We start from the raw sequence: 9758 nt of genomic DNA on the forward strand, positions 1-9758 counted from the left end.
GCCCCCCTGATTTCGGACCCCCGGCGGGGCGGGCCGGTTACCCCTCCCCCCCCCCCCACACCGACCCCGACCCAAACCCGCCCACCGGGGCTCCCCCCTGACCGCCGGTTCTCGCTGTGCGCAGTGTGCCGGCTGCGCGGCCGGGTGAGGTGGACGGGCTGTTACGCCTCGCCGCGCTGCGCCTCCGCGGCGGCCGCCTTGCGTGCCTTCTCGGCCTTCTCCTCGGCCTCCATCTCGGCGAACACGTCGATGGGCGGCGGGGCCTTCGCCAGGAAGACCCAGGTGAGGTAGACCGCGAGCAGGAACGGCGGGATCTTCAGCGCGATCAGCACCCAGCCGAACTGCGTGGTGTCGGCCCACCAGTACAGCGGGAAGAGCACCGCGCACTTGGCGAGGAGGATCAGCCCCCAGGCCCAGCTCGACTTGGTGTACGCCGATTTGCGGCCGGGGTTGCGGGTGCGCCAGGAGAGGTTCTCCTTGAAGACCGGTCCGAGGATCACCCCGATCAGCGGGAAGCCCGCCGCCGCCGTCACGATGTAGGCGAGAGCGAGCCCCAGCGTGTACAGCATGCCCGGCAGATAGAAGTCCTTGGCGTTGCCGGTCATCATCGCGAAGACCACGCCGAAGGCGACACCGAAGACACCGCTGAAGGCGTGCTTGACGGTGTCCCTGCGGACCAGCCGCACCACGACGAGCACCAGGGAGACCGCCACGGCGGCGATCGCCGAGGTCTTGAGGTCCTTGTTGACCGTGAAGATCGTCACGAACAGCAGGCCCGGGAGCACGGTCTCCACCATGCCCCGCACCCCGCCGAAGGCTTCGAAGAGAGCGGCCTCCGTGACGGCTCTGTCGGCGGTGTCCTGGTCGGTTGTGGTCGGCTTGTCGAGAGACGTCACCGGCTACTCCTGTCCGAGCGGTCGCAGTTCGTATTTGGGGTTGAACAGCACCCGCCGGCCGTGGCTCATGGAGATCCGGCCGGAGGCGATCAGCTTGCGGCCCGGTTCTATGCCCACGATCGAGCGCCGGCCGAGCCACACCACGTCCAGCGGTGCCGTGCCGTCGAACAGCTCGGCCTCCAGGGCGGGCACACCGGCCCGGGGACGCAGGGTGACCGTGCGCAAGGTACCAGTCACCTTGACGATCTGGCGGTCGGTGCATTCGGAGATCCTGGTGCACCCGGTGGCCTGCGCGTCCTCCTGCAGCTCCGCGGAGTGCAGATCCTCCTGCGAGGTCGACAGCCGGTCGATCATCCGGCGGAAGCGGCCGGTCGGCTTAACACTCATAGGTGAAGGGTACCGGGGCGCCGGTATCCGCCGCCCGCTGTGCCCCGGCCCTTTCCGGGCGCCCGTCAGTGCTCGAAGCGGTATCCCATCCCGGGCTCGGTGACGAAGTGCCGGGGGTGCGAGGGGTCGGCCTCCAGTTTGCGGCGCAGCTGGGCCATGTAGACGCGCAGATAGTTGGTCTCGGTGCCGTACGAGGGACCCCAGACCTCCTGGAGCAGCTGCTTCTGGCTGACCAGCCGGCCGGTGTTCCGTACGAGCACCTCCAGGAGGTGCCACTCGGTCGGTGTCAGCCGTACGTCACGGCCCGCGCGCTGCACCTTCTTGGCCGCCAGGTCGACCGTGAACTCGGCGGTCTCCACCAGGGAGACGTCCTCGCCCCCCGCACCGGAATCGGGTCCGACGGGCTCGGCCCTGCGGACCGCGGCGCGCAGCCGGGCCAGCAGTTCGTCCATGCCGAAGGGCTTGGTGACGTAGTCGTCGGCGCCCGCGTCCAGCGCCTCGACCTTCTCGTCCGACGTGTGGCGCGCGGAGAGCACCAGGACCGGCACCCGGGTCCAGCCGCGCAGGCCCCTGATGACCTCCACGCCGTCCATGTCGGGCAGCCCGAGGTCCAGGAGGACCACGTCGGGGTGGCGGGCGGCGGCCAGCCGGAGCGCGGTGGCCCCGTCCGGGGCGGCGTCCACCTCGTACTTGCGCGCCTTCAGGTTGATCACAAGGGCGCGTACGATCTGCGGATCGTCCTCGACCACGAGCACCCGGGTCATAGCTGGATCTGCCTCTCTGCCGATGGGGCGGCCGGTGGGGTGGCCGGTGGGGCGGGCCGCGCGGCCGCGGTGGATCCGGACGGTGGCGCGGCTCCGCTTGATCCGGACGACAACGCGGCTCCGGTGGATCCGGACGGCGCGGTGGTATCCGCACCCGCCGGTCCCGTGACCGCTCTCAGCGTGAGGACCATGGTCATCCCGCCGCCCGGGGTGTCCTCGGCGCCCAGCGTGCCGCCCATCGCCTCGGCGAAGCCGCGGGCGACCGCGAGTCCGAGCCCGACGCCCACGCCCCGCGGGGCGTCGCCGAGGCGCTGGAAGGGCTCGAAGATGCGCTCCTTGGCCTCGTCGGGGACGCCCGGACCCCGGTCGGCCACGCGCAGCTCCACCCGGTCGCCCAGCGCGCTGGCGGCCACGGTGACGGGCACATCGCCCGGGTTGTACTTGACGGCGTTCTCGACGATGTTGGCGACGGCGCGCTCAAGGAGTCCGGGGTCGACGGCCACCATGGGCAGCGTCTCCGGGATGTCCAGCTCGGCGCTGCCCTCGGGAACGCCGCCCAGCGCCATCGGGACGACCTCGTCCAGGTCGATCTCGCGGATCAGCGGGGTGACGGTGCCGGTCTGGAGCCTGGAGACGTCCAGGAGGTTGCCGACGAGGTGGTCGAGGCGGTCCGCGCCGTCCTCGATACCCGCGAGCAGCTCCGCCTCGTCCTCGTCCGACCAGGAGACGTCGTCGGAGCGCAGTGAGCTGACGGCCGCCTTGATGGCCGCGAGCGGGGTCCGCAGATCGTGGCTGACGGCGGCGAGGAGCGCCGTACGGATGCGGTTGCCCTCGGCCAGCCTGCGGGCCTCCTCGGCCTCGTCGACGAGGCGCCGGCGGTCCAGTACGACAGCGGCCTGGGCAGCGAACGCGCCGAGCACCCTGCGGTCCTCGGCGGGCAGCACCCGGCCGGTGAGCGCCATGGCCATATGGTCGCCGATCGGCATGTCCACGTCCGCGCCCTCGGGGCGGTCGAGCGGCCGGGGCCCGACGCTGCCCACACAGACCCAGGGATCGACGTCGCTCTTCCGTTCGAGGAGTGCCACGGACTCCATGGCGAACGTCTCCCTCACCCGTTCGAGCAGGGCGTCCAGCGAGGTCTCGCCGCGCAGCACGCTGCCGGCCAGGAAGGAGAGGATCTCGGACTCGGCGCGGAGTCTGGCAGCCTGATGCGTGCGGCGGGCGGCCTGGTCCACCACCGACGCCACCGCCACGGCGACCGAGAAGAAGATCACGATGGCGACGATGTTCTTCGAGTTCGAGATCGTCAGCAGATGCAGCGGCGGCGCGAAGTAGTAGTTCAGCAGCAGCGAGCCGAAGGCCGCGGACGCGAGCGCGGGCAGCAGTCCGCCGAGCAGCGCGGCGGCGACCGTCAGCGACAGGAACAGCAGCATGTCGTTGGCGAGGCCCAGCTCGGCGTCGACGTTGGTCAGCAGCACGGTGAGAACGGCGGGCCCGACCACCCCGGCCAGCCAGCCCCAGATGATCCGTACGTGCCCCAGCCGCGCCCCGCGCGCGACCGGCAGCCCCCGGCCCTTGGCGACCTCCTCGTGGGTGACGATGTGGACGTCCAGGTCGGGCCCGGAATCCCGCGCCACGGTCTGGCCGACACCCGGGCCGAAGACGTACTGCCAGGTCTTTCGGCGGCTGGAGCCGAGCACGATCTGGGTGGCGTTGACCCCGCGGGCGAACTCCAGCAGCGCGGAGGGGATGTCCTCCCCTATGACGTGGTGGAAGGTGCCGCCCAGATCCTCGACCAGGGTCCGCTGGAAGGCCAGCTCCTTGGGGGACGCCGAGGTCAGGCCGTCGCTCCGGGCGATGTAGACGGCGAGGATCTCGCTGCCCGACCCCTTGGCGGCCATCCTGGCCGCGCGGCGGATGAGTGTACGCCCCTCGGGGCCGCCGGTGAGTCCCACCACGATGCGCTCGCGGGCCTGCCAGGTGGAGCGGATGTTGTGCTCGCCGCGGTACTGCTGGAGGTACTCGTCCACCCGGTCGGCCACCCAGAGCAGCGCGAGTTCACGCAGGGCGGTGAGGTTGCCGGGGCGGAAGTAGTTGGAGAGGGCCGCGTCGACCTTGTCGGGTTGGTAGATGTTGCCGTGCGCCATCCGGCGGCGCAGCGACTGGGGCGACATGTCGACCAGTTCGAGCTGGTCGGCCCGGCGGACCACTTCGTCGGGGACGGTCTCGCGCTGGGCGACACCCGTGATCGACTCGACGACGTCGCCGAGTGACTCCAGATGCTGGATGTTGACGGCCGAGACGACGTCGATGCCGGCCTTGAGCAGCTCCTCCACGTCCTGCCAGCGCTTGGCGTTGCGCGAGCCCGGGACATTGGTGTGGGCCAGCTCGTCGACGAGGGCGACGGCGGGGGCGCGCTCCAGGACCGCGTCCACGTCCATCTCGGTGAAGACACCGCCGCGGTAGCCGATCTCACGGCGCCGGATCTGCTCCAGGCCGTGCATCATCACCTCCGTGCGCGGCCGGTCGTGATGCTCGACGAAGGCGATGACGCAGTCGGTCCCCCGCTCCACCCTGCGGTGGGCCTCGGACAGCATCGCGTACGTCTTCCCGACGCCCGGTGCCGCGCCGAGGAATATTCGAAGCTTGCCTCGTGCCATGGCCCCATTGTCTTTCGGAGAGCAGCTGAGTACCCTCCGTCGACCTTACGGCCATCGATTCCGGCATAACGGACGGGGGGTCACTCGTACGGGTGTCTTGACGCGATCCTGATGGAGTGCTGCGGCCCCTGATCGGCCCTGGTCGGGCGGGCGTCTCAGGGGCCGTCACCGCAGCTGTCCCGGCGGTCACCGGCGGCTTCCGGCTCTCAGCCGGTCACCGTACGGTCAGCCTTCGGTCAGCTGCTTCAGCGCCACATTGAGCTCCAGGACGTCGACCCGGGGCTCCCCGACGAAGCCGAGCGTACGGCCGGTGGTGTGCCCGGCGACCAGCCGCTCGACCTGCGCCACCGTGAGGTGGTTGCGGGCGGCGACCCGGTGCACCTGGAGCTTCGCGTACTGCGGCGAGATGTCCGGGTCGAGCCCGGAGCCCGAGGAGGTGACGGCGTCGGCGGGCACGTCGGACGGCCGCACCCGGTAGCCGGGGACCGAGTTGTCCCTGATCACGGCGGACTTGGTGGCCCTGACCCAGCTGATCAGTTCCGCGTTGTCGCCCGACCGGTTGGTCGCCCCGGACACCAGCAGCCGGTACTGGGTGTTGACGCTGTTGGTGCCCAGGCCGTTGGAGGGGCGCGGCTGGAACCATCTGAGGTCGGGCGCCGGGGTCTGCTGCCCCTTCTTCAGCGGCAGGGTGTACCGCTGCCCGATGAGGGAGGAGCCGACGACCCTGCCGCCGGACCTGATCTCGGAACCGTTGGCCTGGTGGCCCATGACCGCCTGGGCGACGCCGGTGACGGCGAGGGGGTAGACCACCCCGCAGACGACGGTCAGGACGAGAAGGGCGCGCAGTCCGGCCCAGAGCAGGCGGCCGGTACCGCTCACGGAGTTGTTCATGGGGGTCACCCGATCCCGGGTATGAGGGAGATGAGCAGATCGATGATCTTGATGCCGATGAACGGCGCGACCAGGCCGCCGAGCCCGTAGATCCCGAGGTTGCGGCGGAGCATCCGGTCGGCGCCGGTCGGCTTGTACCGCACACCCTTCAGAGCCAGCGGCACCAGCGCGACGATGACCAGCGCGTTGAAGACGACGGCCGAGAGGATCGCGGTCTCGGGCGACGAGAGGCGCATGATGTTCAGCTTGTCGAGGCTCGGGTACGCCACCGCGAACATCGCGGGGATGATCGCGAAGTACTTGGCGACGTCGTTGGCGATGGAGAACGTCGTCAGGGCGCCCCGGGTGATGAGCAGCTGCTTTCCGATCTCGACGATCTCGATCAGCTTCGTCGGGTTGGAGTCCAGGTCCACCATGTTCCCGGCCTCCTTGGCGGCCGATGTCCCGGTGTTCATGGCCACTCCGACGTCCGCCTGCGCCAGGGCCGGGGCGTCGTTCGTCCCGTCCCCCGTCATCGCGACGAGCTGGCCGCCGGCCTGCTCACGCTTGATCAGCGCCATCTTGTCCTCGGGGGTGGCCTCGGCGAGGAAGTCGTCGACGCCCGCCTCCTGGGCGATGGCCCGCGCCGTCAGCGGGTTGTCGCCCGTGATCATGACGGTCTTGATGCCCATACGGCGCAGCTCGTCGAACCGCTCCCGCATCCCTTCCTTGACGACGTCCTTGAGATGGACGACGCCCAGCACCCGGGCGCCCTCCCGGTCCTCGACGGCGACGAGCAGCGGGGTGCCGCCCGCATCCGAGATCGCGTCCGTGAGCGTCCGCGCGTCCTGCGGGACCTGCCCGCCGTTCTCCCGTACCCAGGCGGCGACGGAGCCGCTCGCGCCCTTGCGGATCCGGCGGCCACCGGTGTCCACGCCCGACATACGGGTCTGTGCGGTGAAGGAGATCCAGTCGGCCCCGGTCAGCTCGCCGCGGCTGCGCTCGCGCAGTCCGTACTTCTCCTTGGCGAGTACGACGACCGAGCGGCCCTCCGGTGTCTCGTCGGCCAGCGAGGAGAGCTGCGCCGCGTCGGCGAGCACGGCCTCGGTGACGCCCCGGACGGGGACGAACGCGGCGGCCTGCCGGTTGCCGAGGGTGATGGTGCCCGTCTTGTCGAGCAGCAGGGTCGACACATCACCGGCGGCCTCGACCGCGCGTCCCGACATGGCCAGCACATTGCGCTGGACGAGCCGGTCCATGCCCGCGATGCCGATCGCGGAGAGCAGCGCGCCGATGGTGGTCGGGATCAGGCAGACCAGCAGCGCGGTGAGGACGGTCATCGACTGCTTCGCACCGGCGTACTCCGCGAACGGCTGGAGGGTCACGACCGCCAGCAGGAAGACGATGGTGAGCGAGGCGAGCAGGATGTTCAGCGCGATCTCGTTGGGCGTCTTCTGCCGGGCGGCGCCCTCCACCAGTTTGATCATCCGGTCGATGAAGGTCTCGCCGGGCTTCGTCATGATCCTGACGACGATCCGGTCGGAGAGCACCTTCGTACCGCCGGTGACGGCCGAGCGGTCGCCGCCCGACTCCCTGATGACGGGGGCTGATTCACCGGTGATCGCCGACTCGTCGACCGATGCGACCCCTTCGACGACGTCGCCGTCCCCGGGGATGGTGTCACCGGCCTCGCAGACCACCAGGTCGCCGATGCGCAGCGCGGTGCCGGGCACCTGCTCCTCCACGGCGCCGTCGAGCCGCCGGGCGACGGTGTCGCTCTTGGCCCTGCGCAGGGTGTCGGCCTGGGCCTTGCCGCGGCCCTCGGCGACCGCCTCCGCCAGATTGGCGAAGACCGTGGTCAGCCAGAGCCAGCCGGTGACGGCCCAGCCGAACCAGTCGCCCGGGTCCTTGAGCGCGAATCCGGTGGTGACCACGGAGCCGACCTCGACCACGAACATCACGGGCGACTTGACCATGATCCGCGGATCGAGTTTGCGCAGGGCGTCGGGGAAGGACCTGAGCAGCTGCCGGGGGTCGAACAGCCCGCCGCCGACACGGCCTTCGGACTTCGGGCCCGGCGCGTCCTGGTGGGGCACGCGGGCCGGGGTGAGGGTACTCATGACGCCAGCCCTTCAGCGAGCGGTCCCAGCGCGAGCGCCGGGAAGTAGGTCAGACCAGCGATGATCATGATCGTGCCGACGAGCAGCCCGGCGAAGAGGGGCTTGTCGGTACGGAGGGTCCCGGAGGTCTCGGGTGTCCGGCGCTGTCCGGCGAGCGAGCCCGCGAGCGCCAGTACGAACACCATCGGTACGAAGCGGCCCAGCAGCATGGCGAGCCCGATGGTGGTGTTGAACCACTGGGTGTCGGCGCCCAGTCCGGCGAAGGCCGAACCGTTGTTGTTGGCGCCGGACGTGTAGGCGTAGAGGATCTCCGAGAAGCCGTGCGCCCCGGAGTTGGTCATCGAGTGGCCGGGGGTCGGCAGGGCCATCGCGGCCGCGGTGAAGCAGAGCACCAGTGCGGGGGTGACGAGGATGTAGCAGGACGCGAACTTGATCTCGCGGACGCCGATCTTCTTGCCCAGGTACTCGGGCGTACGGCCGACCATCAGACCGGCGATGAACACCGCGATGACCGCCATGATCAGCATCCCGTAGAGACCCGACCCGACACCGCCGGGCGCGATCTCGCCGAGCTGCATGCCCAGCATCGTGATGCCCCCGCCGAAGCCGGTGAAGGACGAGTGGAAGGAGTTGACCGCGCCGGTCGAGGTGAGCGTGGTCGCCACCGAGAAGATCGACGAGCCGCCGACCCCGAAGCGGGTCTCCTTGCCCTCCATGGCGCCGCCCGCGAGGTCGAAGGCGGGGCCCCCGTGGTGGAACTCGGTCCACATCATCAGCGCGGTGAAGGCGATCCAGATGGTCACCATCGTCGCCAGGATCGCGTACCCCTGTTTCAGGGAGCCCGCCATCCGGCCGAAGGTGCGGGTCATCGCGAAGGGGATGACCAGGATCAGGAAGATCTCCAGGAGGTTGGAGATGCCGTTCGGATTCTCGAAGGGGTGGGCGGAGTTGGCGTTGAAGTAGCCACCGCCGTTGGTGCCCAGCTCCTTGATGGCCTCCTGCGACGCGACGGCGCCGCCGTTCCACTGCTGCGCTCCGCCGGTGAACTGGCCGACCTCATGGATCCCCGCGAAGTTCTGGATGGCGCCGCACGCCACCAGGACCAGCGCGCCAGCGACGGCGATGGGGATGAGGATGCGGACGGTGCCGCGGACCAGATCGGCCCAGAAGTTGCCCAGTTCACCGCCGCCGGACGCACCGGTACGGGAGCGGGCGAAGCCCCGTACGAGGGCGATCGCGACGGCCATGCCCACGGCGGCCGAGACGAAGTTCTGCACCGCGAGGCCGCCGGTCTGCACGACATGGCCCATGGCCTGCTCGCCCGAGTACGACTGCCAGTTGGTGTTGGCGACGAAGGAGGCGGCGGTGTTGAACGCCTGGTCCGGGTCGATCGAGCGGAAGCCCAGCGAGCCGGGCAGAGCGCCCTGCACCCGCTGGAGCAGATAGAGGAAGAGGATGCTCACCAGCGAGAAGGCGAGAACCCCGCGGAGATACGCGGGCCAGCGCATCGCCGAGTCGGGATTGGCGCCGATGGCCTTGTAGATCCACTTCTCGGCCCGCAGATGCCGGTCGGACGAGTAGACCCGGGCCATGAAGTCGCCGAGGGGCCGGTAGACCAGACCGAGCGCCACGATGAGCGCGAGCATCTGGAGGGCGCCGGCGAGTACGGGGCTCAGCACGGCTCAGAACCTCTCCGGGTGGACAAGGGCGAGGACGAGATAGCCCAGCAGGGCAACGGCCACCACGAGGCCGATCACCGCTTCCACGGCAGAACCGGTCACAGCTTCGACACCCCCTTGGCGATGAGCGCCACCAGCGCGAAGACCGCGGCCATGGTGACGACGAAGGCCACATCGGCCATCGTGAGCTCCTGAAACAGTTCGAGGATTCGAAAGAACGGACTCCCTGAGCAAACCCCCTCGAACGTCGCCGGGACCGTTCGTTGACGCCTCCCATACGTCGAGGGGTCCGCCCTTGACGCGATCCCTACGCTGCCCCCTGTGACCGGGCACACACGGCTCTGACCAGCAGAAAGGCCGGTGGCCCGCACTCCCGTCGGGG

At 70.0% G+C, this 9758-nt stretch carries 8 protein-coding genes and 1 pseudogene; all 9 read right to left on the minus strand.

Annotated features, from left to right (window positions below):
- Window positions 1-161: 161 nt before the first annotated feature.
- Window positions 162-896, minus strand: coding sequence for a DUF3159 domain-containing protein (locus ACFXBC_RS28820; RefSeq protein WP_385030722.1), 735 nt, complete (start codon window positions 894-896; stop codon window positions 162-164).
- 3 nt (window positions 897-899) lie between these two features.
- Window positions 900-1250, minus strand: a complete 351-nt coding sequence (locus ACFXBC_RS28825) for an OB-fold nucleic acid binding domain-containing protein (protein ID WP_385030737.1) — start codon at window positions 1248-1250, stop codon at window positions 900-902.
- Window positions 1251-1348: 98 nt separating this feature from the next.
- Window positions 1349-2047 (minus strand): response regulator, encoded by a 699-nt coding sequence (locus ACFXBC_RS28830; RefSeq protein ID WP_385030725.1) that lies wholly within the window; start codon window positions 2045-2047, stop codon window positions 1349-1351.
- Complete coding sequence (locus ACFXBC_RS28835; protein ID WP_385030728.1) at window positions 2044-4707, minus strand: ATP-binding protein; 2664 nt, start codon at window positions 4705-4707, stop codon at window positions 2044-2046. The genes ACFXBC_RS28830 and ACFXBC_RS28835 overlap by 4 nt, the downstream gene beginning before the upstream one ends.
- Before the next feature lie 225 nt (window positions 4708-4932).
- Window positions 4933-5598 (minus strand): potassium-transporting ATPase subunit C, encoded by a 666-nt coding sequence (locus tag ACFXBC_RS28840; protein ID WP_385030731.1) that lies wholly within the window; start codon window positions 5596-5598, stop codon window positions 4933-4935.
- Window positions 5599-5603: 5 nt separating this feature from the next.
- Window positions 5604-7697, minus strand: coding sequence for a potassium-transporting ATPase subunit KdpB (kdpB, locus tag ACFXBC_RS28845; RefSeq protein ID WP_385030734.1), 2094 nt, complete (start codon window positions 7695-7697; stop codon window positions 5604-5606).
- A complete protein-coding gene (gene kdpA / locus ACFXBC_RS28850; protein ID WP_385030740.1) occupies window positions 7694-9373 on the minus strand; it encodes a potassium-transporting ATPase subunit KdpA in 1680 nt (559 codons plus the stop codon). The genes kdpB and kdpA overlap by 4 nt, the downstream gene beginning before the upstream one ends.
- A gap of 6 nt (window positions 9374-9379) precedes the next feature.
- Window positions 9380-9463 (minus strand): K(+)-transporting ATPase subunit F, encoded by an 84-nt coding sequence (kdpF, locus tag ACFXBC_RS28855; protein WP_164260163.1) that lies wholly within the window; start codon window positions 9461-9463, stop codon window positions 9380-9382.
- Between the two features lie 11 nt (window positions 9464-9474).
- Window positions 9475-9758: pseudogene (locus ACFXBC_RS28860) on the minus strand (hypothetical protein); the annotation flags it as partial.

This window comes from Streptomyces sp. NPDC059398 (assembly GCF_042751845.1).
In the GTDB taxonomy this organism is placed as follows: Bacteria; Actinomycetota; Actinomycetes; order Streptomycetales; family Streptomycetaceae; genus Streptomyces.